The organism is Saccharopolyspora terrae (assembly GCF_004348435.1).
Classification (GTDB): domain Bacteria; phylum Actinomycetota; class Actinomycetes; order Mycobacteriales; family Pseudonocardiaceae; genus Saccharopolyspora; species Saccharopolyspora endophytica.
Map to the genome: position 1 here is coordinate 13,457 of NZ_SMKS01000030.1, position 26,995 is coordinate 40,451.

Genomic DNA, 26,995 nt, shown 5'->3' on the forward strand with positions numbered 1-26,995 from the left:
CGGAATTCCCGGGAGGTCTGAATGCGTCGCTCATTGCTGGCCCTGCTCCTCGCCCTGCTGACCGGGCTCACCGGTCTCACCGCCGCCGATGCCGCGCCGACGTCCGGATGGACGGCCCGAGCCGAGGACCACCCGGGCTCGGTGTCCGAGACCGACGTCGAGGTCCCGATGTCCGACGGCACCGTCCTGCGCGCCGACGTGCGACGCCCGGCCGACGCCGAGGGCGACCCGGTCGAGGGCCGGTTCCCCGTGCTGCTGACCATCACCGCCTACAACAAGTCCGTCATCAGCGGTCCTGGTGCCGCGGCGATCGACGGTGACCCGGACTTCTTCGTCAAGCGCGGCTACGTGCACGTCACGGTCGACGCTCGCGGCACCGGCTCCTCCGGCGGTGACTGGCAGGCGTTCAGCGCGCGGGAGAACGCCGACTCCGGCGAGATCGTGAACTGGGCGGCCTCCCCGGATCGGCCGTGGAGCAACGGCGCGGTCGGCATGCACGGCGCGTCGTACATGGGCATCAGCCAGCTGTTCGCGGCGGGCAACCGGCCACCCGGGCTCAAGGCGATCTTCCCGCAGGTCCCGGCGGTGGACACCTACCGCGACGTGGTCGCCTCCGGCGGCGCGCTGGACGTCGGATTCATCCCGCTGTGGATGGGCCTGGTCACCGGAACCGGGCTGATCCCACCGGCTTACGGCCCGGCCGAGCCGGACAACGCGCTGCAGATGTACCTCGACCGCGTCCAGGGCGCCACGAGCTTCACCGCGCCGACGCTGCTGGAGGCCACCCTCGGCCTCAACGCCGCCTTCGACGGCCCGTTCTACGCCGAGCGCTCCCCCGCGAGCGTCCTCGACCGCATCGACGTCCCGACCTTCCTGGTCGGTGGCGAGTACGACCTGTTCCAGCGCGGCACGCCGATGGTGTTCGACAGCCTGCGGCAGCGCGGCGTCCCGGTGAAGATGATCTTCGGGCCGTGGGACCACCTGCAGGGCAGCGGGGACGGCGTCGCCGAGGCCGGGCACGGCACGCTGCAGGAGCTCCAGTTGCGCTGGTTCGACCACCACGTGCGCGGGCAGGCCGATCCGTCGCTGGACACCGACATCCCGCCGCTGACCTACCACGAGATCGGCTCCGGGCAGTGGTTCGAGGCCGACCAGTGGATCGGTGAGCAGCGCGCCCGCAGCTTCCAGCTCTCCGGCACCTCGCTGCCCGGACTGCCCGGCGGGCTCGTGGACTCCGACCCGCAACCGGGTCAGAGCACCGTCGCACCGCTGCCCGTCTCCGGGCTGTGCACGCGCTCGACCAACCAGTGGACCGCGGGAATGCCCAACGCCATCGGCATCGCGCAGCTGTGCCACGACAACCGGTGGAACGACCTCTCCGGCGCGGTGTTCGATACCGAGCCGATGACCGAGGCGATGCGGATGCGCGGGCCGATCAACGCCCACCTCCACGCCTCCACGCCCACCGGCAACGGGATGCTGTCGGTGTCGGTGTCCTCGGTGGCACCCGACGGCGCGGTCAACCGGCTCACCGGAGGCTGGCAGGTGCTCTCCCACCGAGCCCTCGACGAGTCGCGCTCGCGCTACCTCGACGGCGAGCTGATCCAGCCGTTCCACCCGTTCACCAAGGATGCCCAGCGCACCATGGAACCCAGCGAGGTCGAGCCGATCGACGTCGAGGTGTTCCCGACCGCCGCGGTCATCCCGCCCGGCCACAAGCTGCGGATCTCGGTGCAGGCCTTCGACGTTCCGCACCTGCTGCCGACGGTGCGCGACCTGCCCGCCGCGCTGTCGCCCGTTGCCATCCACAACTCCCCGGAGCATCCTTCGGAGATCACGCTGCCCGTCATCCCGGCCACGGAGGGAACCCGATGACCGTTGCGGTCACCGACATCGTCGACACCGCCCGCTACCCGCTCCACGATCCCGGCGGCGAGGGCTGGGTCCGGGCGGTGGAGCGCGTGCGCGCGGAACTGCGCGAATCCGGGTGCAGCGTGCTGCGCGACTTCGTGGCCGCCGAGCACCGGGAGGCGCTGCGAGCCGAGTGCGCGAGCATCGCCGATCGCGCGTACTACGAGGAGCAGACGGTCAACGTCTACAACACCGCGCCCGACGACTCGCTGCCCGACTGGCACCCGGCGAGGCGGACCACGTTGCGCGGCAACGCCTTCGTGGCGCGCGAGGACATCCCGGCCGAGCACCTCATCCACCGGCTCTACACCGACGAGCTGTTCCAGCGCTTCCTCGCCGACTGCCTGGAACGGCCCCGGATCCACCCGCTGGAGGACCCGCTGGCGGGGCTCGTGGTCAACATCGTCAACCCGGGCAAAGAGCACCCGTGGCACTTCGACACCAACGAGTTCGCGGTCAGCATGCTCACCCAGCAGCCGCAGGACGGCGGGGTCTTCGAGTACTGCCCGCACATCCGCTCGGCCGAGTCGGAGAACTTCGCCGACGTCGGCGAGGTGATCAACGGCGGCCGGGACCGAGTGCGCCAACTGCCGCTGCGACCGGGTGATCTGCAGCTGTTCCACGGCCGGTACGCGTTGCACCGGGTCAGCGCCGTGGCAGGGGAAGTCGCCCGGCATTCGGCGATCTTCGCCTACAGTGATCGTCCAGGGGTGGTGGGATCCGCGGAACGCACCCGGCAGCTGTTCGGCCGGGTGACCGCGGCTCACGGGACCACCGCCCGCACCGACGACCTGCTCGACTGAGGCGTTCGTCGAAGCCCCGGCGGTGCGAGCCGCTCGGGGCTCACCAGGACGAGAGTGGCTCCGCCACTTCGAAACAGGACCTAGAGACGATCGAGGTTGCTTTGCGCACCAGCACTTTCGGCAACGAGGACGCGCTCCCCCGGGTTCCGCTGCCCACGCTCGAGGACAGCGGCGCCCGGTTCCTGCAGTGGTGCGCGCCGCTGCTGAGCGAGGACGAGCTGTCCGCCACCCGGCAGGCCGTCGAGGAGTTCCTCGACTCCGACGCGGCCGAGGAGCTGCACGCCTCCCTGACGGCCTACGCGGGCCAGGACGACGTGCACAGCTGGCTGGACGAGTTCTGGCGCGACCGCTACCTGGGCCGCCGGGACCGGATCGCGCTCAACGCGAACTTCTTCTTCCTGTTCAACGACACCGACGACGACCAGATCGCCCGCGCGGTGCGGCTCATCGCGGCGTCGGTGGACCACAAGCTGGCGCTGGACACCGAGTCGGTGCCCCCGACGGCGCGGCGCGGACAGCCGCTGTCGATGCAGCAGCACCGGTACCTGTTCTCCACCACCCGCATCCCCCGCGCCGAGCGCGACGGGGTGCGGGCGCCCAACACGCCCGAGCAGCCCGGTCCCAGCCAAGCCCGGCACATCGTGGTGTTCTTCCGCGGCAACGCCTTCCGCCTCGACGTGATCGGGCAGGACGGTATCCCGCACACCCTCGACGAGCTCGCCGAAGCGCTGCGCCAGGTCATCGCCACGACCGACCGCGGACCCGGAGTCGGAGCGCTGACCAGCCACGACCGCGCTCGCTGGGCGGGCAACCGGGAGGCGCTGCTGATCGACAACACCGGCTCGGTCGACGTGATCGAGACGGCGTTGTTCTGCCTGGCGCTGGAGCACGAGCTGCCCGCCGACACCGACGGCAAGTGCAAGCAGCTGCTGGCCGGAGACCCGACCGACCGCTGGTTCGACAAGGGCGTCACGCTCATCGTGTTCCCCGACGGCTCGGCGGGAATCAACGGCGAGCACTGCCTGCTGGACGGCACCACCATCGTCGAGTTCGTCGACTCGCTGATGGCGGGCACCGCCGAATCCCACTCGCAGTCCTCGGGCGCGGCCCCGCAGGGCGCGCCGGAGCCCCGGGCGCTGGAATTCCGCCTCTCGCCCGAGCTCTCCGGTGAGATCGAGGCTGCCGCCAAGGACTACACGGCCTACGCCGACGCCACCGCGACCCGCACCGTGCGCTTCGACGACTTCGGCTCGGAGCGCTCCAAGGCGCTCGGCGTCTCGCCGGACGCGTTCGTGCAGATGGCCTTCCAGCTGGCGCACCGGCGTTCCAAGGGCTTCACAGGCGCGACCTACGAATCCATCGCGACCCGTCACTTCCACCACGGCCGCACCGAGGCGATGCGGGTGGTGACCCCGGAGATCCTCGACTTCGTCGCCGCGATGGAGGATCCCGACGCCGACCGCTCCACCCGCGAGCAGGCGTTCCGGCGCGCGGCCGACGCGCACGTCACGCGCGCCAAGGAGTGCCAGGCCGGGGACGCCCCCGAGCAGCACCTGTGGGAGCTGCAGCTGATCGCCGGCCGCCGGGGACAGGACTTCGCGCCCGCGCTGTACTCCTCGCCCGGATGGCAGAAGATGCGCGACGACTACCTGAGCACCAGCGCCGCGCCGTCGGTGAACATCCAGTACTTCGGCTTCGGCGCCACCAGCGAGCACTGCATCGGAGTCGCCTACGTGCTGCTGCCGCAGAGCTTCAACGTGCACCTGAGCACGCCGCGCACGGTCGGCGAGCAGATGACCGCCTTCGCCGACCAGCTCGCCCGCGCGATCGACGAGCTCACCGACCTCGTCAGCACCGGATCATGAGCCTGACCGGAGAGCGCAAGGCCGACTTCAGCGACATCTACGCCCAGCCGGACCCGCGGGCGTACGTCTCGACGCTGGAGCGGTTCGAGTACCAGATCCCGCAGCGCGCCACCCCGATCTTCCGCGAGGTGATCGGGGCGGCGCGCCCCGGGCGCGTCCTGGACGTCTGCTGCTCCTACGGCATCAACTCGGCGCTGCTGAAGTCCACTCAGGACCCGCGCGAGGTCCTCACCCGCTACACCGATCCGTCGGCGGCGCGGTTGTCCCCTGCCGAACTCGCCGAGGCCGACCGGCGCGATTTCGCCGACGACCTCGACATCGTCGGCCTGGACATCTCCGAACCGGCGATCTCCTACGCCCGCAAAGCCGGCCTGCTGGCCGACGGCTGGGCCGAGAACCTCGAAACCACCGACCCCTCCCCCGAGCTCACCAAGGGGATCGCCGACACCTGCCTGATCATCTCCACCGGCGGCGTCGGCTACGTGGGCCGCAACACCTTCGAGCGCCTCCTCGACGGGATCGACCGGCCGGACGAGCTGTGGCTGGCGATCTTCGTCCTGCGGGTCTTCGACTACTCGGACATGGTCGAACTCCTCGCCGACCACGGCCTGGTCACCGAGCGCCTGCCGGAGACGTTCCCGCAGCGCCGCTTCGCCGACGAGGAGGAGCAGCGGGCAGCGGTGCACGACGTCGAGCTCCACGGTCTCGACCCCGCGGGCAAGGAAGCGGCCGGCTGGTACCACGCCCACTGCTACCTCACCCGCCCGCGCAACGCCCCACCCCTGGACGTCCTCGGCTGAGAACCAGCGCGCTGGAGGAGAACGGCGCGCGTCGACCTGATGATTCCGCGCCCGGCACGGGCGGCCACATCGAGCGCCCGTGCTGTGCGTGGAACCTGCCCGCCTACCCCTCGTCGGCGGCTTCGTTGGCGCGGTCGATCTCGGCCATGTGCTCCTCAGCCCAGGTCCGCAGCCCCGCGAGCGCGGCTTCCAGGGACGACCCGAGTTCGGTGAGCCGGTAGGAGACCTGCGGCGGCACGGTCGGGTCGACCCGGCGCGAGACCAGCCCGTCGCGAGTGAGGCTGCGCAGCGTCACGGACAGCATCTTCTGCGAGATGCCGGGCATCCGGCGTCTCAGCTCAGCGAAGCGCACCTCGTCGGGTGCGGCATCGGCGAGCGTCTTGACGGCCATGGACGTCCACTTCGTACCGATGCGGTCCAGCAACTGCCGCGTCGGGCACTGGGGATCGAACAGATCACCGCGACCGGCGGCCCGGGCTCCTCGGGTGGTCACCTGTGGCTCACCACCTTCCCTGAAAGTGCCGTCTACCCAGCGGTCCGGCAGTTACCTATCGTTCTGTGGTCACCAATGGTAACCATCTTCGAGGAGCCGTCATGCCCGTCGCCACCGCCCACCACCTGCGACGCCTCACGGTGAACGGCGTCCCGCTCAACGTCGCGATCGCCGGGGACGGACCTGCGGTCCTCCTGCTGCACGGCTTCCCGCACACCTGGCAGCTCTGGAGCGGCATCATGGGCCGGCTGGCCGGGCAGCACCGGGTCATCGCTCCGGACCTGCGAGGCTTCGGTGCCAGTGCACGCGCCGTCGAGGGCTACGACGCGGCCACTCTGGCCGCCGACGCCGAAGGGCTGCTCGACGCGCTCGGCGAGAGCTCGGCAGCGGTGGTCGGCATCGACGCGGGCACCGCCCCCGCCGTCCTGCTCGCGCTGCGCCGACCCGACCTCGTCCGGCGCCTGGTCGCGATGGAGGCACTGCTCGGCGGGTTGCCCGGAGCGGAGCACGTCTTCGCGGGCGGCGCCCCGTGGTGGTTCGGGTTCCACGCCGTCCCCGACCTCGCCGAGACGGTCCTGGCCGGGAACGAAGCGCCGTACATCGACTGGTTCCTCGGCGCGGGGACGCTCGGACGAGGAGTGCCCGACGACATCCGCGCGGCCTTCGTCCACGCCTACACCGGGAGCGAGGCCCTGCGCTGCGCGTTCTCCTACTACCGGGCCCTGCCCGCCAGCGCGCAGCAGATCCGGGAGGCCGTCGCGACGGCTCGGCTGACCATGCCCACCATGGCCGTCGGTTCTCACCCCATCGGCACCGGGCTCGAACGCCAGCTCAGGCCCATCGCCGACGACCTGGTCGGACACCATCTCCCGGACTGCGGCCACATCATCCCCCTCGACCGCCCCGACGCTCTGTTCGAGCTCCTCGCGCCCTTCCTCTCCGCCGATCTGCCGCAGTGACCGGAGAAAGGCCGACACCACGCTCGTCGTCCCAGAGCGGTTCGCGCGGCCGTGATCCGCGAGCACAGGTGCCCCGATGATCGCCGAAAGTCGCAACCTCGGTCATCACCGGGACCCGAACCCGCTGGTCCGCCGGTTCCCCAACCGCAATCGCCCGCGCGTCTTCCCCACCGCCGCGGCCACCTCACAGCGCGGCGTTCCGATTTCAGTGGAAATCAGGACCCCGATTTCAGTGGAAACCGGTGGCCCGATTTCCACTGAAATCATGCGAACGACTGGGTGAGGCGACCGCGGGTGGGATGCGACAGCCGGTCCCACCCGCGTTAGGTCGGGCCAGCATGGGTCGGCCCAGGCCCGGTCAGGTCGGGTCAGGCCAGCTCGGGGGCTTGCTACTTGATCTCGCAGATGGTGGTGCCCTGGGTGATGGAGTCGCCGGGCTTGGCCGTGAGGCCGGTGACCGTGCCCGCCTTGTGGGCGGTGACCGGGTTCTCCATCTTCATGGCCTCCAGGACGGCGATCTGGTCGCCCTCGGCGACCTCCTGACCGTCCTCGACCGCCACCTTCACGATGGTGCCCTGCATCGGCGCGGCGACCGCGTCGCCCGACACCGCACCACCGGCCTTGCCCGCGGCGCGCTTGCGCGGCTTGGCCTTCGCCGCCGGAGCGGCCGAGGTCGCCGCGAACGCGGCGGGCAGCGAGACCTCCAGGCGGCGGCCGCCGACCTCGACGAGGATCGTCTGCCGCTCCTCGGGCTCCTCGCCCGCTTCAGCGGCACCCGCGAAGGGCTCGATGGTGTTGTCGAACTCGGTCTCGATCCACCGGGTGTGCACGGTGAAACCGTCGGTGCCCACGAACGCCGGGTCGCGCACGATCGCGCGGTGGAACGGCAGGACGGTGGCCATGCCCTCGACCTGCATCTCGTCGAGGACGCGGCGGGCGCGCTGCAACGCCTGCTGCCGGTCGGCGCCGGTGACGATGACCTTGGCCAGCAGCGAGTCGAACTGGCCGCCGATGACGCTGCCGGTCTCCACGCCCGCGTCCACGCGGACGCCCGGGCCCTGCGGGGCGACGAACTTGGTCACGGTGCCCGGCGCGGGCAGGAAGTTGCGGCCCGCGTCCTCACCGTTGATGCGGAACTCGATGGAGTGGCCGCGCGGTTCCGGGTCGGCACCGAGGTGCAGCTTCTCGCCGGAGGCGATGCGGAACTGCTCGCGGACCAGGTCGATGCCGGTGGTCTCCTCGGAGACCGGGTGCTCGACCTGCAGCCGGGTGTTGACCTCCAGGAACGAGATCGTGCCGTCCTGGCCGACGAGGAACTCCACCGTCCCTGCGCCGTAGTAGCCGGCCTCGGAGCAGATCGCGCGGGCGGCTTCGTGGATCCGGCTGTGCTGGTCCTCGGTCAGGAACGGCGCCGGGGCCTCCTCGACGAGCTTCTGGTGGCGGCGCTGCAGCGAGCAGTCGCGGGTTCCCACCACGACGACGTTGCCGTGCTGGTCGGCGATCACCTGCGCCTCGACGTGACGCGGGCGGTCCAGGTAGCGCTCGACGAAGCACTCACCACGGCCGAAGGCGCTCTCGGCCTCGCGGACCGCGGAGGCGAACAGCTCGGGGATCTCCTCGATGGTGCGCGCGACCTTCAGACCGCGACCGCCACCGCCGAAGGCGGCCTTGATGGCCACCGGCAGCCCGTGCTCCTGGGCGAAGGCCACGACGTCGTCAGCACCCGGGACCGGGTCCTTGGTGCCGGGCACCAGCGGCGCCCCGGCGCGGGTGGCGATGTGCCGGGCGGTGACCTTGTCGCCGAGGTCGCGGATGGCCTGCGGCGACGGGCCGATCCAGATCAGGCCGGCGTCGAGCACGGCCTGGGCGAAGTCGGCGTTCTCCGACAGGAACCCGTAGCCGGGGTGCACCGCGTCCGCGCCGGAGCGCTTGGCGACGTCGATGATCTTGTCGATGTTCAGGTAGGACTCGCCGGGCGTGGAACCGCCCAGCGCGAAGGCCTCGTCGGCGAGCCGCACGTGCTGCGCGTCGGCGTCCGGCTCGGCGTAGACCGCGACGGAGGTGATGGCCTCGTCCTGGCAGGCGCGGATGACCCGCACCGCGATCTCACCGCGGTTGGCGATCAGGACCTTGCTGATCGGCGTCACGTCCACAGTGGTCAACTCCTCATGTACCCGGCGCGACGCCGGAGCAGGCGGAAAACGTCAAGTCTGGAAACGAGGTTCAGCCCGGCAGGGCCGAGGCCCGCCACCCGTGCGGCCCCGGCCGGAGCGGGCGGCGACCCGCCGGGTGGCGCACCGCCGCGACCGGGTCACCCCACAACGACATGGGCTCGGGCTGGTCCTCGGGCGTCTTGGCGGCGGCCGCGCCGGCAAGCGCGGCTGCCACGGCGGCGATCTCGACGTCGTCGGGATCGCCGCGCACGATGCGCAGCACCGGCCGCTGCGGGGTTTGCTCGCTCATCGGATGGCTCCTTGCTTCGCCGATCACAGCGGGATGTTGCCGTGCTTCTTGGCCGGCAGGCTCGCTCGCTTGTCGCGGAGCATGCGCAGCGACCGGGCCACGTAGCCGCGGGTCATCGACGGCGGGATGACCGAGTCCACGTAGCCCCGCTCGGCGGCGGTGTAGGGGTTGCACAGGGTGTCCTCGTACTCCTGCTGCAACCGCGCGCGCAGCGCCTCGACGTCCTCGCCGGCGGCGGCCGCGTCGGCGAGCTGGCGCCGGTAGAGGATGTTGGCCGCGCCCTGCGCGCCCATGACCGCGATCTGCGCGGTCGGCCACGCCAGGTTGATGTCGGCTCCGAGGTGCTTGGAACCCATCACGTCGTAGGCGCCGCCGTAGGCCTTGCGGGTGATCACGGTGACCAGCGGGACGGTGGCCTCGGCGTAGGCGTAGAGCAGCTTGGCGCCGCGCCGGATGATGCCGTTCCACTCCTGGTCCGTGCCGGGCAGGAACCCCGGCACGTCGACGAAGGTCAGCACCGGGATGTTGAAGGCGTCGCAGGTCCGCACGAAGCGGGCGGCCTTCTCGCTGGCGCCGATGTCGAGCGTTCCGGCGAACTGGGTGGGCTGGTTGGCCACGATGCCCACCGGCTGGCCCTCGACGCGTCCGTAGCCGGTGATGATGTTCGGCGCGAACAGCGAGGAGACCTCCAGGAACTCCTCGTCGTCGACCACGGTCTGGATGACCTTGTGCATGTCGTAGGGCTGGTTCGGCGAGTCCGGGACCAGCGCGTCGAGCTCGCGGTCGGCGTCGGTGATCGCGTCGGCGATCGCCCCGGCGCCGGTGTCGGCGCCCTCGAAGACCGGGGCCTCCGAGAGGTTGTTGCTCGGCAGGAACGACAGCAGTTCCTTGACGTAGCCGATCGCGTCGTCCTCGTCGGAGGCGAGGTAGTGCGCGTTGCCCGAGCGCGAGTTGTGGGTGTGCGCGCCGCCGAGCTCCTCGAAGGTGACGTCCTCGCCGGTAACGGTCTTGATGACGTCCGGGCCGGTGATGAACATGTGCGAGGTCTTGTCGACCATCACGGTGAAGTCGGTGATGGCCGGCGAGTACACGGCACCGCCCGCGCACGGTCCCATGATCAGCGAGATCTGCGGGATGACGCCGGAGGCGTGGGTGTTGCGCTTGAAGATCTCGGCGTAGAGGCCCAGCGCCGCCACGCCCTCCTGGATGCGGGCACCGCCGGAGTCGTTGATGCCGATCAGCGGGCAGCCGGTCTTGAGCGCCAGGTCCATGACCTTGACGATCTTCTCGCCGAAGACCTCGCCGAGCGAGCCGCCGAAGACGGTGAAGTCCTGGGAGAACACGCACACCTTGCGGCCGTCGACGGTGCCGTAGCCGGTCACCACGCCGTCGCCGTAGGGGCGGTTCTCCTCCATCCCGAAGTTGGTGGAGCGGTGCCGCGCGTGCTCGTCGAGCTCGACGAACGAGCCCTCGTCCAGCAGCATGTCGATGCGCTCGCGGGCGGTCTTCTTGCCCTTCTCGTGCTGCTTGGCCACCGCGCGAGCCGAGCCGGCGTGCACCGCCTCGTCGTTCCGCCGGTACAGATCCGCCAGCTTGCCCGCGGTCGTGTGGATGTCGGGCACATCAACCGGCGGCTGACCGACCGGCTCCGTCGCGCTGCTCATGCAACCAACCTGTCCTCGTTACCTGCTCGGTTCCAGTATCCGCAGGTCTGCGCGCAGCCTGTCGCCGTCGGTTCGGCGGGCGGATCTGTCTCGCCGGAGATTAATTGCCGGGGGTTGATCGAGTCAAACGCACAAGTGACCGAGCATTAGCCGCGCCGAGGCGTTCCAGCCGGGTTCTCCTGCCTTTTCTCCCTCTAAGTGAACGGCTGGTAGCGCGCCGGTTCAGCCTTCGACGGGTGTTTCGAGCATCAGCGCCGAGCCCAGGCGCAACACGGCGACGGCGTCGCGGATCGGGCCGGTGCGGGCCATGTCGTTGGCGGCGGTCAGCGCGGCCTGCACCAGGATCCGGGAGCGCACCGGGTCCAGCTCGGGACGCGCCTCGCACAGCAGTCCGACCCACTCGGCGACGTAGGAGTGCTGGGTCTGGCGCGCGCGGTGGCGTTCGGCGGCGGGCAGGTGGCCGACCTCGCTGACCAGGATGTCGATGAACCCGCCGTGGTCGAAGGCGAAGCGGATGTAGGAGCGCAGCAGGGCCCGCAGCGCCTCGGCGGGGTCGGCCTTGGTGGCCAGCGTGCGTTCCAGCTCCACCTCCAGCCACGCGTTGCCCCGGGTGATCACCGCGCTGAGCAGCTCCTGCTTGCTGGCGAAGTAGTTGTAGAGGCTGGGCCCGGCGATCCCGGCCGCCGCGCCGACGTCCTCGGTGGTGACCTTGGTGTAGCCGGCGTCGGCGAACAGCCGGGTCGCCGCGGCCAGCAGCAACCGCCGCCGCGAGGCCCGTCCGGAGAAGCGCTCCAGCTGGTCGGGACGCGCTTCCGGACGCGGCGCGAGCTCCTGCGGCGGCAGGGTGCCGATGATCACCACCATCTCGCCGAGCAGGCGTTCGAACTCGCCTCGCCCCAGCTGCACCTGGTGGTAGGAGGGGCTGGTCAGCACGCTGAACATGCACCAGGCGCGGAACCGCGCGTCGGCGTCGCCGAGCTCGGGCCGGAAGGCCCGGGCCAGGCCGGTGAGCCCGCGCGCGACCTCGCGCAGTTCGCCGCGCAGCACGTCGCGACGCTCCTCGGGCAGCCGCCGGGACTCGCGCTGCCAGAGCACCCCGAGCTGCCGGTGGTCGAGCGCGGTCGCGGCCAGCCGCGCCACCACGTCCTCGACGTCACCCGGCTCGGCGGTGATCTCGACGAACGGGTGCAGCTCGTCGAGCACGACGTGGGTCAGCAGCTGCTGCTTGCCCGCGAAGTGCCGGTAGAGCGCGGAGGACCCGACGCCGACCGCCTCGGCGATGTCGCTCATGCCGACCTGGTCGAAGCCGTCCCGGTGGAACAGCTCGGCCGCCGCAGCGGTGATCAGCGCTCGCCGGTTCCGGGGCCGCGTGTTGCGCGCGGGCGGACTCCCCACCTCGGCCATCACCACCTCCGTTCGCTCCGGTGCCGTGTCCGGCTGAGGCTATTTCGCCACGCGAAGCGGAACAACCTCGGCTCATCTCCACGAGGAGCACCCCGGTTTCGCCCGCAGGACTCCCGCTGTTCCCGCTCTCGTTGCGACGTGGTGGCGGCGGGCTGATACTCGCCGTGCCGATGCGGACGATCGGTATCGCACCGGGGATCCGTTTTGTCCTACGTGGATGGCTTGTCGTCGTCGAAAACCGCAGAAACTTCGGATAATCTGCGAACGCCTCATTGTCACTACTGTTCACAGTGGACGGAACCACATGTCCGAGCTCGCTCGAAGCCTCGGCGTCACCGACACCGACGCCCGCCGCCGATGGATCGCCGACATCCTCGTCGATTCCTTCTCCGAACTCATGGAACGCGACCCGGCGGCGTTCCGCACCAAGTTCCGCAAGATGGCGGCCGACCCGTTCGCCTTCTACCGGGGCACCGCGTGCCTGTTCTACGCCGACGTCAACAGGCTGCCCGATCCGTGGGCCGACGAGCGCACCAGCAGGGTGTGGATCCAGGGTGACCTGCACGCGCAGAACTTCGGCACCTACATGAACGCCTCCGGCGTGCTGGTCTTCGACGTCAACGACTTCGACGAGGCCTACCTCGGGCACTTCACCTGGGACCTGCAGCGCTTCGCCGCGAGCCTGGCGCTGCTGGCCTGGAGCAAGGCGCTGCCCGACGCCGACATCGTGGCGTTCGTCCGGCGCGCGGCGACGTCCTACCTCGACCAGGTCCGGTCCTTCGCCACCCAGAGCGGCGACTCCGACTACTCGCTGCGGCTGTCGACCACCGACGGCACGATCCACGACCTGCTGCAGCAGACCCGGCTGCGCAGCCGCACCGGCCTGCTCGACCGGCTCACCGAGGCCGAGGGCTACGACCGGCGGATGCGGCGTGGGCCGAACATCCGCCAGCTCGACGACGCCGAGCGCGGCAAGGTCGAGAAGGCGTTCGCGCGCTACCTGGAGACCATCCCGCAGGAGAACCGGATGCGGGAGGTCGCCTACACGGTCAAGGACATCGTCGGTTCCAGCGGCTTCGGCATCGGCAGCGCGGGCCTTCCCGCGTACAACGTGCTCATCGAGGGGCCGACCGAGGCCCTGGAGAACGACATCGTGCTCTCGATGAAGCAGGGCAACGTGGCCGCGCCGTCGCGGGTGGTCACCGACCAGCGCATCCGCGACCACTTCGAGCACCACGGGCACCGCACGGCCCTGTCGCAGCGCGCGCTGCAGGCCCACGCCGACCCGATGCTCGGCCACACCGAGATCGGCGGGGTCGGCTACCTGGTCGACGAGCTCTCGCCGTACGAGTCGGACCTGGAGTGGAACGACCTGACCGAGCCGAGCGACATCGTGCCGGTGCTGGACTACCTGGGCCGCGCGATCGCGAAGATCCACTGCGTGTCGGACGCGCAGTCGGACAACCAGCTGGTCGACTTCCAGGTCGAGGAGGCGATCCTCAACGCCGTCGGCGACCGGGAGCAGGAGTTCGTCGACTGGCTCGTGGAGTTCGCGCTGGACTACGCCGACGTCGTCCGCGACGACTACCGCCTGTTCGTCGACGCCTTCCGCAACGGCGAGATCGGCCGGGTCACCGCCACCGCGGGATGAGCCTCATCCGTCCGCCCGCAGGGCCTGGAACCCCGGGCGGCGGTGGATGCGGAACCCCATCCGCTCGTAGAGGGCGATGGCGCCGGTGTTGGTGGCGACGGCGTGCAGGAACGGCTGCTCGTCGCGCGACCGGATGCCGGCGACCAGCGACCGGACCAGCCGGTCCGCCAGCCCCTGGCCTCGGTGGGCCGGGTCGGTGCACACCGCGCTGATCTCGGTCCACCCTCCCAGGCGCATCCGCTCGCCCGCCATCGCGATCAGCGCTCCGTCGCGGCGGATGCCCAGGTAGGTGCCGAGCTCGAGGGTGCGGTCCCCGAAGGGGCCGGGCTTGGTGCGCCTGACCAGGTCGAGCATCTCGGGCACGTTGGCCGCGGTGAGCCGGACCGCCTCGGGATCGGCGGCTCCGGTCACGCCGTCATCGATCATCTGGACGCCCGGGAGGTCTTCGATGATCTCCCAGCCCTGCGGTGGCGTGCGCGGCTCCCCGGTGATGACCATGAAGCCGCCGGGCCCGACGAGCTTCGCCGCGTCGGCCCAGGCCCCGGCGTCGGGCTCGGTGGGCAGCGCCGCGAAGGGCGAGACGTCCGGCGCGTAGCGGGCGACCTCGCCGGATCGCTCGGCGAAGTCCGCCTGCGCGCCGTTGAGCGCGTGCCACACCGGGTTGTCCAGTTGTTCCAGGTCGTTCGACACAGCACTCCCCCGTGTTCGGTCGTCCTCGGAGACAACCGTCCGCGCGACGACGATGTTCCCTACCAGGTCCAGCGGGTGGCGGCGGCCACCTCGTCGGGGGTGGCTTCGCCGAACCGGGCCGCTTCGCCCCTGCGGACGGTGAGGATCGCGTCGTGCAGTTCCGGCTCCAGCGCCTCGGCGAGCACCTCCGAGCCGGCGAGGGCGTCGGCGGCCTCCTCCGGCCCGGCCGGGAGGCGTTCGATCCCGACTCCGGCGCGGTCGGATTCGCTCAGCAGCGCTGGATCGCCGGTGATCTCGTCGGGCAGGGTGAGCTCCTCGCGCACACCGGCGAGCCCGGCGGCGACCACCGCTCCGGCGACCAGGTACGGGTTGGCGGTGGCGTCGAAGCACTTGATCTCGGCGTTGGCCGCCCAGGACTGCGTTCCCTCGGTGCCGGTGATCAGGCGCAACGCGGCCTCCCGGGTCTCCCGTCCCCAGACCTGCCAGATGCCGGCCCAGCGGGACGGGCCGAGCCGCAGGAAGCTCGCCGGGTTACCGGCGCCGATGGCCACCAGCGCGGGCAGTTCGCGCAGCACACCGGCCAGGAACGCCTCGCCGTCCGGCTGCAGGCCGTAGCGGCCGCGACCACCGGCGAGCAGGTTCCCGCGCGAGTCGTGCACCGACAGGTGCAGGTGCGCCCCGGCACCCGCGCCCTCGGGGACGAGGCAGGGGGCGAAGCTCGCGCGCCAGCCGTGTCGGAGGGAGACCGCGCGGATGGTGTGCCGGGTGAGCACCGCGTCGTCGGCGGCGCCCACCGGGTCCTTGGCCGCCACCGAGAGCTCGGCCTGCCCGAGCGCGTACTCGGGGTGGAACTGGAGCACCTCCAGCCCCTGCTCGCGCAGGGTCCGCACCAGCGCCAGCCCGTAGTCGGCGAGGGCTTCCAGCCTGACCTGGCCGTACCCGGATCCGGTGACGGCAGGCACGAAGTCGTCGGTGCCGGGCTCGGCCAGGGCCCACTCGTGCTCGAAGGCGGCCGAGACCGTGAGGCCCATCGAGGCGGCCGCGGCGACCTGCCGGGCGGCGAAGGCCCGCTGGCAGGCCACGAACCGCGGCCCGTCCTGGGTGTACTTGTCCGCGGGCGCCCACGCCCACCCAGGCATCGCCACCAGCCTGGTGAGCCGGCTGATGTCGGGGATCAAGCGCAGGTCACCGTCGGGACCGCCGAGGTGGGTTCCGCGCAGCATCACGTCGTCGAAGGTGAAGGTCTCGAAGCAGGGCGAGGCGCCGAGCCCGTAGCGGGCGAGCTCGGGCAACCGGTCCAGCGGTGCGGTCTTGACCCGCACGATGCCCGCGTTGTCCACGATGGACAGTTCCACCAGTTCCACGCCCTCGGCCCGCAGCCGCGCCGAGGCGGGCACCAGCTCGGCCGGCTCCGCTGCCGGGATCCGATCACCGCTCATGCACCCACGGTAGTCGCCGCAGCGCACCGGTCGCAGCGGAATTCAGCGCGCGCACGCCCACTCCCCCGCGATCGGCGGTGGGCGTGCGCGGTGCTTCTCAGGTTTGCTGAGGAAGGCGGCGGGAGCCGCTGCTTCAGGTGCGGGACGCAGCTCGCACCGCCGCGGGTTCTCAGCGGTTCTCTGGCGAGGACAGCCGACACGCCGTGTTGGACATACATCAGTCTCGGATCCCGGAGCCAGAGGACCGCTGTGCCTTCCCCGTTCGGGGTTTCCGCCACCCGCACCGCCAAGCAGGGTGATGTTTGAACAGTCCTCAGTTCTGCTGTTGTGCCAGGAGTTGTTCGAACGGGACCGGCTCGTCGAACGGGTCGGCGGCTCGGGCCGCCGGTCGCTGCTCGATGAGCGCGGCCAGCTCGCCCGCCGCGCGCTCGACGCGGTCGGCCAGCGTGCTGTCACCACCGGTGGCCCAGTCCTCCGAGGCCGCGTACACCGAGGTCGGCGCGACCACGGCGTGCAGGTAGGCGAACATCGGCCGCATCGCGTGCTCCAGCGCCAGCGAGTGCCGGGCCGAACCACCGGTCGCACCGATGACCACCGGTGTGCCCGCCAGTGCGTCCTTGTCGAGCACGTCGAAGAAGGACTTGAACAGCCCGCTGTAGGACGCCTGGAAGATCGGGGTGATCGCGATCAGCCCGTCGGCCTCGCGGACGGCTTCGAGCACCTCCTCCAGCTCCGGGCCGGCGAAGCCGGTGACGAAGTTGTTGGCGATGTCCTTGGCGTGGTCCCGCAGCTCCACGACCCGGACGTTGACCGGGGTGTTGCGCGCGGTGGCCGCGGCCAGCCGGTCGGCCAGCATCCGCGTCGAGGACGGAGTGCTGAGGCCGGCCGAGATCACGACGATGTCGCGCTCGCTCATTTCGCGACCTCCTGCTTTCGCTCGTCCTGCTGCTTCGCGGCGAGCAGGGACTGGTGGGTCGGGGCGTCCGGCACGTGGGCGGGCTTGAGCTTGGCGAACTCCTCGCGCAGCACCGGCACGACCTCTTCGCCGAGGATGTCGAGCTGCTCCAGCACCGTCTTGAGCGGCAGACCGGCGTGGTCCATCAGGAACAGCTGGCGCTGGTAGTCGCCGACGTTCTCGCGGAAGCTCAGCGTGCGGTCGATGACCTGCTGCGGGCTGCCGACGGTGAGCGGGGTGGCCTGGCTGAAGTCCTCCAGCGACGGTCCGCCGCCGTAGACCGGGGCGTTGTCGAAGTAGGGCCGGAACTCGCGGACGGCGTCCTGGGAGTTCTTGCGCATGAACACCTGGCCGCCGAGCCCGACGATGGCCTGGTCGGCCTTGCCGTGCCCGTAGTGCTCGTAGCGCTGCCGGTAGAGCCGCACCATGCGCTTGGTGTGCTCGGCCGGCCAGAAGATGTTGTTGTGGAAGAACCCGTCGCCGTAGTAGGCGGCCTGCTCGGCGATCTCGGGCGAGCGGATCGAGCCGTGCCACACGAACGGCGCCACGCCGTCGAGCGGACGCGGGGTCGCGGTGAACGACTGGAGCGGGGTGCGGAACTTGCCTTCCCAGTCGACGACGTCCTCGCGCCACAACCGGCGCAGCAGCGCGTAGTTCTCGATCGCCAGCGGGATGCCCTGCCGGATGTCCTGGCCGAACCACGGGTAGACGGGCCCGGTGTTGCCTCGGCCCATCATCACGTCCACCCGGCCGCCCGCCAGGTGCTGCAGCATCGCGAAGTCCTCGGCGATCTTCACCGGGTCGTTCGTGGTGATCAGCGTGGTGGAGGTCGACAGGACGAGGTCCTTCGTCTGGGCCGCGATGTAGCCGAGCATCGTCGTCGGCGAGGAGGCCACGAACGGCGGGTTGTGGTGCTCGCCGGTGGCGAAGACGTCCAGGCCGACCTCCTCGGCCTTGAGCGCGATCCGCACCATCGCCTGAATCCGCTCGGCCTCGGTCGGGGTCCGGCCGGTGGTCGGGTCAGTCGTCACGTCACTGACCGAGAAGATCCCGAACTGCATTGTGAACTCCCTACTGGACCCGAGCCCGCCTTTTTGTACGAGCTTCAACTACTTCCGGGAACGAGTCTTCCCTACGAAGTATTCCAGGGGAACCACGGCACTCCTCCAAGGCGACGCAGGTCACATCCGAGCGCCTTCCCGAGCCGACTCACCGGTGGCGTGTGGGCGCCCGGAGACGTCCGGCCCGCTGCGTAAGATGCCCGCCGTGGCGTCTCCTGAAACCGCGACCGACCAGACCACCGAACCCCTGCGGGTCCTGCGACGAGTCTTCGGCTACGACTCCTTCCGGGGCACCCAGCAGGAGATCATCGACCACGTGGTCGCAGGTGGCGACGCCCTCGTGCTCATGCCCACCGGCGGCGGCAAGTCGCTGTGCTACCAGGTCCCGGCGCTGGTGCGCCCCGGGGTCGGCATCGTCGTCTCCCCGCTGATCGCCCTCATGCAGGACCAGGTCGACGCGCTCGGCGCTCTCGGCGTGCGCGCGGGCTTCCTCAACTCCACGCAGAGCTACCCGCAGCGCCGCGACACCGAGGACGCCTACCTCAACGGCGAGCTGGACCTGCTCTACCTCGCCCCCGAACGCCTCCGGCTCGACTCGACGCTGGAGCTGCTCGCGCGCGGCGAGGTCGCGGTCTTCGCCATCGACGAGGCGCACTGCGTGGCGCAGTGGGGTCACGACTTCCGGCCCGACTACCTGGCGCTGTCCGTCCTGCACGAGCGCTGGCCCGACGTGCCGCGCATCGCGCTGACCGCCACCGCCACGCCCGCCACCCGGCAGGAGATCGCCACCCGCCTGCAGCTGACCGAGGCGCGGCACTTCGTCTCCGACTTCGACCGGCCCAACATCCAGTACCGGATCGCGCCCAAGAGCGACGCCCGCAGGCAGCTGCTGCAGCTCCTGCAGACCGAGCACCTGGGCGAGTCCGGCATCGTCTACCGGCTCTCCCGCGCCGAGGTGGAGCGCACCGCCGAGTTCCTGACCGCCAACGGCGTCACCGCGCTGCCCTACCACGCGGGCCTGGACAAGGCGGTGCGCGCGAAGCACCAGTCCCGCTTCCTGCGCGAGGACGGGCTGGTCATGGTCGCCACGATCGCCTTCGGCATGGGCATCGACAAGCCCGACGTGCGGTTCGTGGCGCACCTCGACCTGCCCAAGTCGATCGAGGGCTACTACCAGGAGACCGGTCGCGCGGGCCGCGACGGACTGCCCTCGACCGCGTGGATGGCCTACGGCCTGCAGGACGTGGTGCAGCAGCGCAAGCTCATCGACAACTCCGAGGGCGACGAGGCGCACCGCCGCACCCAGAGCAGGCACCTGGATTCGATGCTGGCGCTGTGCGAGACGGTGAAGTGCCGCCGTTCGCAGCTCCTCGACTACTTCGGTCAGCCGGATTCGAGCCCGTGCGGCAACTGCGACACGTGCCTGAACCCGCCGGAGTCCTGGGACGGCACGGTCGCCGCGCAGAAGCTGCTGTCGACCGTCGTGCGGTTGCAGCGGGAGCGCAACCAGAAGTTCGGCGCGGGGCAGATCATCGACATCCTGCGCGGCAAGAAGACGTCGAAGGTCGAGCAGTTCCGCCACGACGAGCTCAGCGTCTTCGGCGTGGGCGCCGACATCAGCGACAACGAGTGGCGCGGTGTGATCCGCCAGCTGCTGGCCCAGAGCCTGCTCGCCGTCGAAGGCGATTACGGCACGCTGGTGCTCACCGACACCAGCTCCGAGGTGCTGCGCCGCGAGGAGCCGCGGCAGGTGTGGCTGCGCACCGAGCCCTCGAAGAAGCCCGCGGCCAAGGCGAAGGCCCGGGATTCCAAGCGGGTGCCGCAGGACATGCCGCCCGAGGTCGAGCCGGTCTTCCAGAAGCTGCGCGCGTGGCGGATGGAGGTGGCCCGCGAGGAGGGCAAGGCGCCGTTCATCATCTTCCACGACTCGACGCTGCGGCAGATCGCCACCGTCGCACCGTCGACGTTGGACGAACTGGCGACGATCAGCGGCGTCGGCGAGGGCAAGCTCAACCGCTACGGACAAGGCGTGCTCGACGCCTTGGCCGCCCCGGAGGAGTGACCGGGCGTTTAGACTTCGCGCCTGAGAACGGGATTTCGGAGGAAGCGGAGCAGATGAGCGACTGGACTGCCGGAACTCCACTTCGGGGCGTGAACACCACGGTCGCGCACAACGCGCGGGTGTGGAACCACTGGCTGGGCGGCAAGGACAACTACGAGGTCGACCGCAACGTCGGCGACCACATCCAGGACATGTTCCCGCTGATCGCCGACGTGGCCCGCGCCGACCGCGCCTTCCTCAAGCGCGCGGTCGCGCACCTGGCCGGTGAGGCCGGCATCCGCCAGTACCTCGACATCGGGACCGGGCTGCCGTCGGCCGACAACACCCACCAGGTGGCGCAGCGGATCGCCTCGGACTCCCGCATCGTCTACGTCGACAACGATCCGCTGGTGCTCACCCACGCACGCGCGCTGCTGACCAGCTCGACGCTCGGCCGCACCGACTACATCGAGGCCGACGCCCGGCACCCGGGCGAGATCCTGCGGGCGGCCTCGCGGACGCTGAACCTCCAGAGCCCGGTGGCCGTGATGCTGCTGGGGATCCTCAACTTCATCCCCGACACAGCCCAGGCCACCGGCATCGTCAGGCAGCTGGTGGAGGCGATCCCGTCCGGCAGCTACGTGGTGATCAGCCACCCGACGACCGAGCTCGACGGCGAGGCCAACCGGGAGGCGATGGCGTTCTGGAACGACAACGCCACGCCCCCGATCACCGCCAGGGGCGGGGACGAGATCGCGGCGTTCGTCGAGGGCTTGGAGGTCATCGAGCCCGGGATCGTCTCCTGCGCCCGCTGGCGCAACCCGGACGAGTCCGAGCCGAGCGTCCCCCAGTACGGCCTGATCGCCCGCAAGCCCTGACGACGAGTCACCTCTCGCTGTCGAGCTGGGCCATGAAAGCGGTCGGGTACCGGTCGCCGCGCACCGCGCCGCGCGGGATGAGTTCGTCGATCCTCGCGAGGTCGCCCGCGTCGAGCGCGACGGCGTTGCTGCCGATCATCGAGTCGACCTGCTCCAGGCGCCGAGCGCCGACGACGGGCAGGACGTCCTCGCCCTGCGCGGCGACCCAGGCGATGGCCAGTTGCGCGACGGTCGCGTCCTTCTCGGCCGCGATCTCGCGCACCCGGTCGACCAGCGCTCGGTTGTGCTCGCGGTTGCCCTCCTGGAATCGGGGCATGAACGACAGGCCGCCGCCGATGGCACCGCTGCCGCCGATGAGACCCCGGGAGAGCACGCCGTAGGCGGTGATGCCGATGCCGAGCTCCCGGCAGGTCGGCAGGATCTCGTCCTCGATCGTGCGGGTGAGCATCGAGTACTCGATCTGCAGGTCGCTGATGGGCGCCACGGACGCGGCGCGGCGGATGGTGTCCGCGCCGACCTCGCTGAGGCCGATGTGGCGGACGTAGCCCTTGTCGACCAGCTCGGCCATCGCGCCGACGGTCTCCTCGATGGGGACGTCGGGGTCGAGCCTGGCGGGCCGGTAGACGTCGACGTGGTCGACGCCGAGGCGCTGCAGGGAGAAGTGCAGGAAGTTCTGCACCGCCTCCGGACGCGCGTCGATGCCGAGCGAGGCGCCGTCGGGCCCCCGCATGGCGCCGAACTTCACCGAGAGCACGACCTGGTCGCGGTCGTCGCGATCCTCGAGCGCACGACCGATGAGCATCTCGTTGTGGCCGTGACCGTAGAAGTCGCCGGTGTCGAGGACGTTGCCCCCTGCGTCGAGGTAGGCGTGGATGACCTTCAAGCTCTGGTCGTCGTCGGTCTGGCCGTAGACGCCGGACAGGCCCATGCAGCCGAGTCCGGGCGAGGTGGCGGTGGGACCGGTGGCGCCGAGGCGGCGGGTGTTGAGCTGAGCTGTCATGCCACCACTGTGGCCACGCCCGCCGAGGGCGCACAGGTCCGCTTCATCCAGGGACGCGCGCTCCCTGGTTGCCGGGCGCGGTCAGGTCGACAATGGGTGGTGTGATCGACCGACCGGGACTCGCCGACTTCCTGCGCCGCCGTCGCGCGCTGCTGCGCCCGTCCGACGTCGGCTTGCCCGAAGGGCTCCGCCGGCGCACTCCGGGGCTGCGACGAGATGAGGTCGCCCAGCTCGCCGGGATCTCCACCGACTACTACACGCGCCTGGAGCAGCAGCGCGGGTCGCACCCGTCCGAGTCCGTCGTGGCCGGTCTGGCGCGCGCCTTGCGGTACGACCTGGACGAGCGCGACCACCTGTTCCACCTGGCCGGCCTGACCCCGCCGCCGCGCCGCGCGGGCGGGCACGTCCGCCCGGGTCTGATCAGCCTGGCCGACCGGCTCACCGACGTCCCGGTCGTCATCTGCACCGACCTCAACGAGGTCCTGTGGCAGAACCCGCTGGCCATCGCCCTCATGGGCGACCACCGGTCGTACCGGGGACGGCATCGCAGCATCGTGTGGCGCTGGTTCACCGAACCCGAGGTGCGCGCCGGGATGCCCGACGAGGACTGGGCGCACAACTCGGCGGCCCAGGTCAGCGACCTCCGCGCGACCTACTCCCGGCGCGCGGGCGAGCAGGACATCACCGGCCTGGTCGAGGACCTGCTGGAGTGCAGCGAGGAGTTCCGCGAGCTCTGGGAGCGGCACGAGGTCGGAATCCGCCACCTGGACCGGAAGCGCTTCATCCACCCCGAGGTCGGCGTGGTCGAGATCAACTGCGAAACGCTGCTCACCCCGGACTCGGACCTCAAACTGCTCGCCTACTTCCCCGCGGAGGGCACCGACGCCAGGGAGAAGCTGGACCTGCTCCGGGTCATCGGCACCCAGGACCTGCACCCCAGCCCCTGATCCCGCGGTGACCCCGCACACGCGCACAAGGCGTGCAATCGAACACCGGCGCGACTGAAAAAAGCGCTCTGACCAGGGACTTCTTGCTCTTGTGGCTGACGTCACGCGCGCTCGTGCGCGCAGGCGTTTTCGCTGGTCGCACATGAACACCTTCAGTTACCCTCCGCAATCGATCAGGGGTCGCAGGCCTGCGTATCCCCTGTTCGCGTGAAGGCATCTTGAAGCTACGACTACCCCTGGTTACCTTCGGTGAGGCGAGTTACGGAACGGTCACGGCGGCAGCCGTCCCCGACGACAGCCGGAGCCCCCGAACGGTTGGGACCGCTTCCGACTCGCACCCCCCGGACAAGCCCTGCGCTCCCGAAAGGAAGGTCGTGTTCCGCCAGCGTCTTCTCCAAGTGCTCCCGGAGTCCGTTCGCGAGGACCCCACCCGCCTGACGCATGGTCTCGCCGCTGCCGCGGTCCTGGCCATGGCCACCGTCGCCCCGACGGCTCAGGCGCTCGCAGCACCCACCCCCGAACCTGCGCCCGCCGTCGCCCCCGCGGCGGTGTCGCAGACCTCCCCGTAGAACCCCACGATCTGAGGTGGACCGGAATGCCACCCCGCTTCCGGTCCACCTCTCACCAACTCAGCTCACCGACGCCGGCGCTTGCCGTCGAACGTGTAGCGCCCCGGCCCCGGGGTGTCGATGGTCGTCTTGCCGTGCGTCATGTTCCGGCTGAACCGGCCGAGCTTGAACCCCCACGACGTGATCCGCGTGTTGTGGACGTTGAGGTAGATCGGCCCCAGTCTCACCCTCCTGTGCAGGTGAAATCCCATTTCTCGCACCTCCGCAGTACGTTCGCTTCACCGCTCGCGAGCCGAACCCGCAGCGAGCCGGGCACAAACCCCAGCAAATCACACATCGGACACCTCCAGCCACAAAGTCGATCTTCGCCGGTCATTCGCCCCACCCCGAGAGCGAGCGGCCGGCGACTTCGGCGACGGGGCGACCCGCTCATGAGCAGCGGTCACCGGGCGCGAGGAAAGCCGGAGCACCGCGACAGGTGTTCGAGGACCGCCACGCGGCCCGTTACGGTAGCTTCCCTACCGCTGGGTAGGGCTTGCTCGTTGTGGGAACGCAGGGTTGCGTCGTTGTTCGAGGTCGACAGATGAACCGTTGGATGGGCCGGCTGACGCGGGCTTGGTGGCAGTGGGCGCGCAACGGCGCCGCCATTACCGCGCGGACCCGGGAAGGCCGCCGGTTCGGGTCGATGGGAGCCCGCAGTCATCTCGCGTTCCCGCAAGGAGCGCTGACCGGGTCCGAACGCATCCACATCGGCGCGGACTGCATCGTCAACGAGCACTCGGTGCTCTCCGCGGGCCTGCCCGGAGCCGATCTGGGCGACGGCGATCCGATGATCGTGCTGGGTGATCGCTGCGTGCTGGGTCGCAACTCCGAGATCCTGGCGATGTCGTCGGTGGTGCTCGGTGACGACGTGTGGACCTCCAGCCGCGTGACGATCGTCGACCACCACCACCGCCACGACCTCACCGACGTGCCCGTCGCCGCGCAGTGGCCGCTGCCCGTGCGCCCGGTGACCATCGGCTCCGGAACGGTGATCAGCACCGGATCGGTCATCCTCGCCGGGGCTCAGATCGGCGAGAACTCCATCGTCGCCTCCGGAGCCCAGGTGACGGCCGGGACCTATCCGCCCAACAGCGTCCTGGCCGGAGTTCCCGCGCGCGTCATCCGCACCCACACCGCCGTCGAAGCCGACGCCGTCTAGCTCGTGAGGAATTCGAGGGCGAGGACCTGCACCTCGCCGACGCCGAAGCCCAGCAGCGCGCCGGTGGCGATGAGCATCCACTCCTCCTCGCGGAAGGCCGGGCGCAACAGCTCCTCGAACTCGTCGGCCTCCAGCTCCTGCATCTTGCTAACCAGGGTGTTGCGGATGTCCATGGCGTCGGCGGCGTAGTCCTCGACGTAGCTCATGGTCTCCGGCAGCCTGCTCATCACCATCTCGGCGATGCGGCCCTTGAGGTCCTGGTAGCGGCGCCCGCCGACGGCGAAGACCACCAGCGGTTTGGCGATGCTGGTGCGCCTGCTGAGCTCCTCGTCGACCTTGCGCGTCACCAGTGCCAGCACCTTGTCCGACAGCGGTCCGCGCATCACCTCTTCGATGACGTTGCGCGGGGTGACGATCTCCCTGGCGATCAGCTCGCCGTACGCCTCGGAGACCTCCTTGCGGCGCTTGAGGAACAGGCCCTGCCACTCGAAGAGGCCGAAGTAGGTGGTCGGCTGCTGCGGCCGGAAGATCATCTTCAGCGCGAGCCAGTCGGTGAACCACCCGGTGAACAGGCCGAACAGCGGCATCAGGATCGGCGCCTTGAACAGCACCCACGCCGACATCTGCACCAGGCCGATGATGAAGCCGAACACCGCGCCGGAGCGCCGGATGAACTGGAACTCCTTGCCGCCGGCTTCCAGGAAGATCCGGTTCAGCAGCTCCTTGTCCCGCACGAGTGCGGTGACCACCATGGACTTGAGGTCGAAGACGTTGTCCACATCGGACTTGATCTCGTCCATGATCTCGGCCAGCATGCGCGGCGCGTCGTTCTGCACCCGCTGGATCATGGCCCGCCGCACGATCTTCGGCATCGCCTCCCACACGCCGGGCTGGTAGGTGGAGCCGACCTCCTCGACGATCTCCTCGATCGCGTGCCGGAGCGGTTTCTCGACCTCGGCGACGATGCGTTCGGGGTCGAGCCGCTCGACGACCTCCTGCGGGCTCAGGAGCTGTTCGGTGAGCGTGTCGCAGGCGATGCCGGCCATCTTCGCCGCGTGCTTGGGGACGATGCCCTGCCAGCCCAGGAACGGCTTCTTCCCGCGGAACTCCACCGGGTAGAACATCATCTTGATCGCGAGGATCTTGGTGACGTAACCGATCAAGGCGGCCACGAGCGGGATCGACAGGTAGAGCATCCAGTGCTCGCCGAAGTCCTGGAGGATCGCGCCCATCTCACACCCTTCCCCGGAAAACCCCGAAACCGCCTGCGCACCCCGCCGCAGTGGCTGCGACCATACCTGTCTCGACTACGCGTTCACCGCGTCGCCGGTGGTCGGCAGCACGGTCGGATCGCAGCGCTGCCAGAACCGAGCACCCAGCTCGGAGATCCGCACGCTGCGGCGCACCGCCTTCGTCGACTTCGCCGAGCGCAACGCTTCCCGGATCCGCGACTCGGTCTGCAGGATCTCGTACTGGTCGTCCATGGCCTCCAGCTCGGAGCCGATCTCGACCAGTCCCAGCGCGTGCAGGCGGCTGAGGTAGAGCGGAACCTCCTCGTGCAGCGCCACTCCCACCGCACGACCGACGGTCGAGCCGTTGCGGAGCACGAACCTGCTGGTCCCGCCGATGCCGGCGCGTTCGGCGACGTGCACCACGGGATAGGCGGCACCGTCACCGAGTCCCGCGAGGATGCGGGCTTCGTCCGGGGTGATCAGCCGCAGGATTCCGGCGTAGAGGACTTCTCGGGCTTCGGCCTTGCTCGCGGTCGCCGAGCGGAACAGCAGCTCGGACATCGCCTCGCGCAGCCCGTCGTGGGCGTTCGCGACGTCCTCGCCCTCGGGAGCCTCCGGATCCGGCTGCTCCGCCTCGTCCTCCTGGCGTTCGTCGACGGAGTCCAGCCAGACCCGCACGCCGGAGGCCACGACCTTCTCGATGGCCTGCACCTGGCGTTCCACCTCGACGCCACCGGGCAGTTCGCGGACCAGGCCCATTCCGGTGCGCGCGACGTCGCGTCCGACCCGGCTAGCCAGGCCCAGCAGCCCGCCGATCACGTTCGAGCCCGTCGCCTCCGCGGCCTCGTGGTGCTCCTCGACGTGCCGGCTGAGCTCGATCTCCCCTGCCACTCGGCCCCCCCTACCGTTGCCCCGACTCACCGCGACCCGTTCCGGCGTGGATCAGCGACGTGCGGAAGTATCGCCTGA

At 70.2% G+C, this 26,995-nt stretch carries 25 protein-coding genes; 12 read left to right on the top strand and 13 right to left on the bottom strand.

Annotation, left to right across the window (positions count from 1 at the left end):
• Positions 1–21: 21 nt before the first annotated feature.
• From E1181_RS17630 to E1181_RS17645, 4 genes are all read left to right on the top strand, one after another.
• Entirely contained in the window at positions 22–1,875 is a 1,854-nt protein-coding gene (locus E1181_RS17630) for a CocE/NonD family hydrolase (RefSeq protein ID WP_132676139.1), read from the top strand.
• Entirely contained in the window at positions 1,872–2,714 is an 843-nt protein-coding gene (locus E1181_RS17635) for a HalD/BesD family halogenase (protein WP_132676141.1), read from the top strand. The genes E1181_RS17630 and E1181_RS17635 overlap by 4 nt, the downstream gene beginning before the upstream one ends.
• Positions 2,715–2,815: 101 nt before the next feature.
• Positions 2,816–4,579, top strand: a complete 1,764-nt coding sequence (locus E1181_RS17640; RefSeq protein WP_235876846.1) for a choline/carnitine O-acyltransferase — start codon at positions 2,816–2,818, stop codon at positions 4,577–4,579.
• Positions 4,576–5,379 (top strand): hypothetical protein, encoded by an 804-nt coding sequence (locus E1181_RS17645; protein WP_132676145.1) that lies wholly within the window; start codon positions 4,576–4,578, stop codon positions 5,377–5,379. Before E1181_RS17640 ends, E1181_RS17645 begins: the two co-directional genes overlap by 4 nt.
• Before the next feature lie 103 nt (positions 5,380–5,482).
• Here E1181_RS17645 and E1181_RS17650 read toward each other — a convergent pair whose 3' ends face one another.
• Positions 5,483–5,872, bottom strand: coding sequence for a winged helix-turn-helix transcriptional regulator (locus E1181_RS17650; RefSeq protein ID WP_132676147.1), 390 nt, complete (start codon positions 5,870–5,872; stop codon positions 5,483–5,485).
• A gap of 101 nt (positions 5,873–5,973) precedes the next feature.
• Between E1181_RS17650 and E1181_RS17655 the strand changes: the two genes are divergently transcribed.
• Complete coding sequence (locus E1181_RS17655; RefSeq protein ID WP_132676149.1) at positions 5,974–6,831, top strand: alpha/beta fold hydrolase; 858 nt, start codon at positions 5,974–5,976, stop codon at positions 6,829–6,831.
• 76 nt (positions 6,832–6,907) lie between these two features.
• A complete protein-coding gene (locus E1181_RS17660) occupies positions 6,908–7,114 on the top strand; it encodes a hypothetical protein (protein ID WP_132676151.1) in 207 nt (68 codons plus the stop codon).
• Between the two features lie 106 nt (positions 7,115–7,220).
• Here E1181_RS17660 and E1181_RS17665 read toward each other — a convergent pair whose 3' ends face one another.
• The 4 genes from E1181_RS17665 to E1181_RS17680 form a co-directional block, all read right to left on the bottom strand.
• Positions 7,221–8,984, bottom strand: coding sequence for an acetyl/propionyl/methylcrotonyl-CoA carboxylase subunit alpha (locus E1181_RS17665; RefSeq protein WP_132676233.1), 1,764 nt, complete (start codon positions 8,982–8,984; stop codon positions 7,221–7,223).
• A 70-nt stretch (positions 8,985–9,054) separates the two neighbouring features.
• Positions 9,055–9,294 carry an acyl-CoA carboxylase subunit epsilon gene (locus E1181_RS17670; protein WP_132676153.1) on the bottom strand — a complete coding sequence of 80 codons (240 nt, stop codon included), beginning with the start codon at positions 9,292–9,294 and terminating at the stop codon, positions 9,055–9,057.
• Between the two features lie 23 nt (positions 9,295–9,317).
• Complete coding sequence (locus E1181_RS17675) at positions 9,318–10,958, bottom strand: acyl-CoA carboxylase subunit beta (protein WP_132676155.1); 1,641 nt, start codon at positions 10,956–10,958, stop codon at positions 9,318–9,320.
• Positions 10,959–11,180: 222 nt separating this feature from the next.
• Complete coding sequence (locus E1181_RS17680) at positions 11,181–12,362, bottom strand: TetR/AcrR family transcriptional regulator (protein ID WP_132676157.1); 1,182 nt, start codon at positions 12,360–12,362, stop codon at positions 11,181–11,183.
• Between the two features lie 304 nt (positions 12,363–12,666).
• On the opposite strand from E1181_RS17680, the gene E1181_RS17685 reads away from it, so the two are divergent.
• Complete coding sequence (locus E1181_RS17685) at positions 12,667–14,013, top strand: DUF2252 domain-containing protein (RefSeq protein ID WP_132676159.1); 1,347 nt, start codon at positions 12,667–12,669, stop codon at positions 14,011–14,013.
• Positions 14,014–14,016: 3 nt separating this feature from the next.
• On the opposite strand, the gene E1181_RS17690 is transcribed toward E1181_RS17685, so the two are convergent.
• From E1181_RS17690 to E1181_RS17705, 4 genes are all read right to left on the bottom strand, one after another.
• Positions 14,017–14,703 (bottom strand): GNAT family N-acetyltransferase, encoded by a 687-nt coding sequence (locus E1181_RS17690; protein WP_132676161.1) that lies wholly within the window; start codon positions 14,701–14,703, stop codon positions 14,017–14,019.
• Positions 14,704–14,762: 59 nt separating this feature from the next.
• Complete coding sequence (locus tag E1181_RS17695; protein ID WP_132676163.1) at positions 14,763–16,142, bottom strand: type I glutamate--ammonia ligase; 1,380 nt, start codon at positions 16,140–16,142, stop codon at positions 14,763–14,765.
• A 313-nt stretch (positions 16,143–16,455) separates the two neighbouring features.
• On the bottom strand, positions 16,456–17,058 hold the full coding sequence (locus E1181_RS17700; protein WP_132676165.1) for an FMN reductase: 603 nt from the start codon (positions 17,056–17,058) through the stop codon (positions 16,456–16,458).
• Positions 17,055–18,158 carry an LLM class flavin-dependent oxidoreductase gene (locus tag E1181_RS17705; RefSeq protein ID WP_132676167.1) on the bottom strand — a complete coding sequence of 368 codons (1,104 nt, stop codon included), beginning with the start codon at positions 18,156–18,158 and terminating at the stop codon, positions 17,055–17,057. Before E1181_RS17705 ends, E1181_RS17700 begins: the two co-directional genes overlap by 4 nt.
• A gap of 196 nt (positions 18,159–18,354) precedes the next feature.
• Here E1181_RS17705 and recQ point away from each other — a divergent pair, with 196 nt between their 5' ends.
• Both recQ and E1181_RS17715 read left to right on the top strand, forming a co-directional pair.
• On the top strand, positions 18,355–20,220 hold the full coding sequence (recQ, locus tag E1181_RS17710; RefSeq protein ID WP_132676169.1) for a DNA helicase RecQ: 1,866 nt from the start codon (positions 18,355–18,357) through the stop codon (positions 20,218–20,220).
• A 53-nt stretch (positions 20,221–20,273) separates the two neighbouring features.
• A complete protein-coding gene (locus tag E1181_RS17715; protein ID WP_132676171.1) occupies positions 20,274–21,077 on the top strand; it encodes an SAM-dependent methyltransferase in 804 nt (267 codons plus the stop codon).
• A 7-nt stretch (positions 21,078–21,084) separates the two neighbouring features.
• Here the strand turns inward: E1181_RS17715 and E1181_RS17720 are convergent, their stop codons facing one another.
• A complete protein-coding gene (locus tag E1181_RS17720; RefSeq protein WP_235876847.1) occupies positions 21,085–22,077 on the bottom strand; it encodes an aldo/keto reductase in 993 nt (330 codons plus the stop codon).
• 101 nt (positions 22,078–22,178) lie between these two features.
• Between E1181_RS17720 and E1181_RS17725 the strand changes: the two genes are divergently transcribed.
• A complete protein-coding gene (locus E1181_RS17725; protein ID WP_207922195.1) occupies positions 22,179–23,024 on the top strand; it encodes a helix-turn-helix transcriptional regulator in 846 nt (281 codons plus the stop codon).
• Between the two features lie 374 nt (positions 23,025–23,398).
• Positions 23,399–23,593 carry a hypothetical protein gene (locus tag E1181_RS17730; protein ID WP_132676173.1) on the top strand — a complete coding sequence of 65 codons (195 nt, stop codon included), beginning with the start codon at positions 23,399–23,401 and terminating at the stop codon, positions 23,591–23,593.
• Between the two features lie 65 nt (positions 23,594–23,658).
• On the opposite strand, the gene E1181_RS17735 is transcribed toward E1181_RS17730, so the two are convergent.
• Positions 23,659–23,820: a DUF4236 domain-containing protein gene (locus tag E1181_RS17735; RefSeq protein ID WP_165944655.1), complete on the bottom strand. Its 162-nt coding sequence runs from the start codon at positions 23,818–23,820 to the stop codon at positions 23,659–23,661.
• A 356-nt stretch (positions 23,821–24,176) separates the two neighbouring features.
• Between E1181_RS17735 and E1181_RS17740 the strand changes: the two genes are divergently transcribed.
• Positions 24,177–24,794 (top strand): acyltransferase, encoded by a 618-nt coding sequence (locus E1181_RS17740; RefSeq protein ID WP_132676177.1) that lies wholly within the window; start codon positions 24,177–24,179, stop codon positions 24,792–24,794.
• Here the strand turns inward: E1181_RS17740 and E1181_RS17745 are convergent.
• A complete protein-coding gene (locus tag E1181_RS17745; RefSeq protein WP_132676179.1) occupies positions 24,791–26,026 on the bottom strand; it encodes a DUF445 domain-containing protein in 1,236 nt (411 codons plus the stop codon). The two genes, E1181_RS17740 and E1181_RS17745, sit on opposite strands and share 4 nt — an antisense overlap.
• Positions 26,027–26,101: 75 nt before the next feature.
• Complete coding sequence (locus E1181_RS17750; protein WP_132676181.1) at positions 26,102–26,917, bottom strand: Abi-alpha family protein; 816 nt, start codon at positions 26,915–26,917, stop codon at positions 26,102–26,104.
• Positions 26,918–26,995: the final 78 nt, after the last annotated feature.

What these genes read in the sequence shown, in the direction of transcription:
- E1181_RS17630 (WP_132676139.1), top strand. Translation starts at nt 22, where the DNA reads ATGCGTCGCTCATTGCTGGCCCTGCTCCTCGCCCTGCTGACCGGGCTC.
- E1181_RS17635 (WP_132676141.1), top strand. Translation starts at nt 1,872, where the DNA reads ATGACCGTTGCGGTCACCGACATCGTCGACACCGCCCGCTACCCGCTC.
- E1181_RS17645 (WP_132676145.1), top strand. Translation starts at nt 4,576, where the DNA reads ATGAGCCTGACCGGAGAGCGCAAGGCCGACTTCAGCGACATCTACGCC.
- E1181_RS17655 (WP_132676149.1), top strand. Translation starts at nt 5,974, where the DNA reads ATGCCCGTCGCCACCGCCCACCACCTGCGACGCCTCACGGTGAACGGC.
- E1181_RS17660 (WP_132676151.1), top strand. Translation starts at nt 6,908, where the DNA reads ATGATCGCCGAAAGTCGCAACCTCGGTCATCACCGGGACCCGAACCCG.
- E1181_RS17670 (WP_132676153.1), bottom strand. Translation starts at nt 9,294, where the DNA reads ATGAGCGAGCAAACCCCGCAGCGGCCGGTGCTGCGCATCGTGCGCGGC.
- E1181_RS17675 (WP_132676155.1), bottom strand. Translation starts at nt 10,958, where the DNA reads ATGAGCAGCGCGACGGAGCCGGTCGGTCAGCCGCCGGTTGATGTGCCC.
- E1181_RS17680 (WP_132676157.1), bottom strand. Translation starts at nt 12,362, where the DNA reads ATGGCCGAGGTGGGGAGTCCGCCCGCGCGCAACACGCGGCCCCGGAAC.
- E1181_RS17685 (WP_132676159.1), top strand. Translation starts at nt 12,667, where the DNA reads ATGTCCGAGCTCGCTCGAAGCCTCGGCGTCACCGACACCGACGCCCGC.
- E1181_RS17695 (WP_132676163.1), bottom strand. Translation starts at nt 16,142, where the DNA reads ATGAGCGGTGATCGGATCCCGGCAGCGGAGCCGGCCGAGCTGGTGCCC.
- E1181_RS17700 (WP_132676165.1), bottom strand. Translation starts at nt 17,058, where the DNA reads ATGAGCGAGCGCGACATCGTCGTGATCTCGGCCGGCCTCAGCACTCCG.
- E1181_RS17705 (WP_132676167.1), bottom strand. Translation starts at nt 18,158, where the DNA reads ATGCAGTTCGGGATCTTCTCGGTCAGTGACGTGACGACTGACCCGACC.
- recQ (WP_132676169.1), top strand. Translation starts at nt 18,355, where the DNA reads ATGCCCGCCGTGGCGTCTCCTGAAACCGCGACCGACCAGACCACCGAA.
- E1181_RS17715 (WP_132676171.1), top strand. Translation starts at nt 20,274, where the DNA reads ATGAGCGACTGGACTGCCGGAACTCCACTTCGGGGCGTGAACACCACG.
- E1181_RS17720 (WP_235876847.1), bottom strand. Translation starts at nt 22,077, where the DNA reads ATGACAGCTCAGCTCAACACCCGCCGCCTCGGCGCCACCGGTCCCACC.
- E1181_RS17740 (WP_132676177.1), top strand. Translation starts at nt 24,177, where the DNA reads ATGAACCGTTGGATGGGCCGGCTGACGCGGGCTTGGTGGCAGTGGGCG.
- E1181_RS17745 (WP_132676179.1), bottom strand. Translation starts at nt 26,026, where the DNA reads ATGGGCGCGATCCTCCAGGACTTCGGCGAGCACTGGATGCTCTACCTG.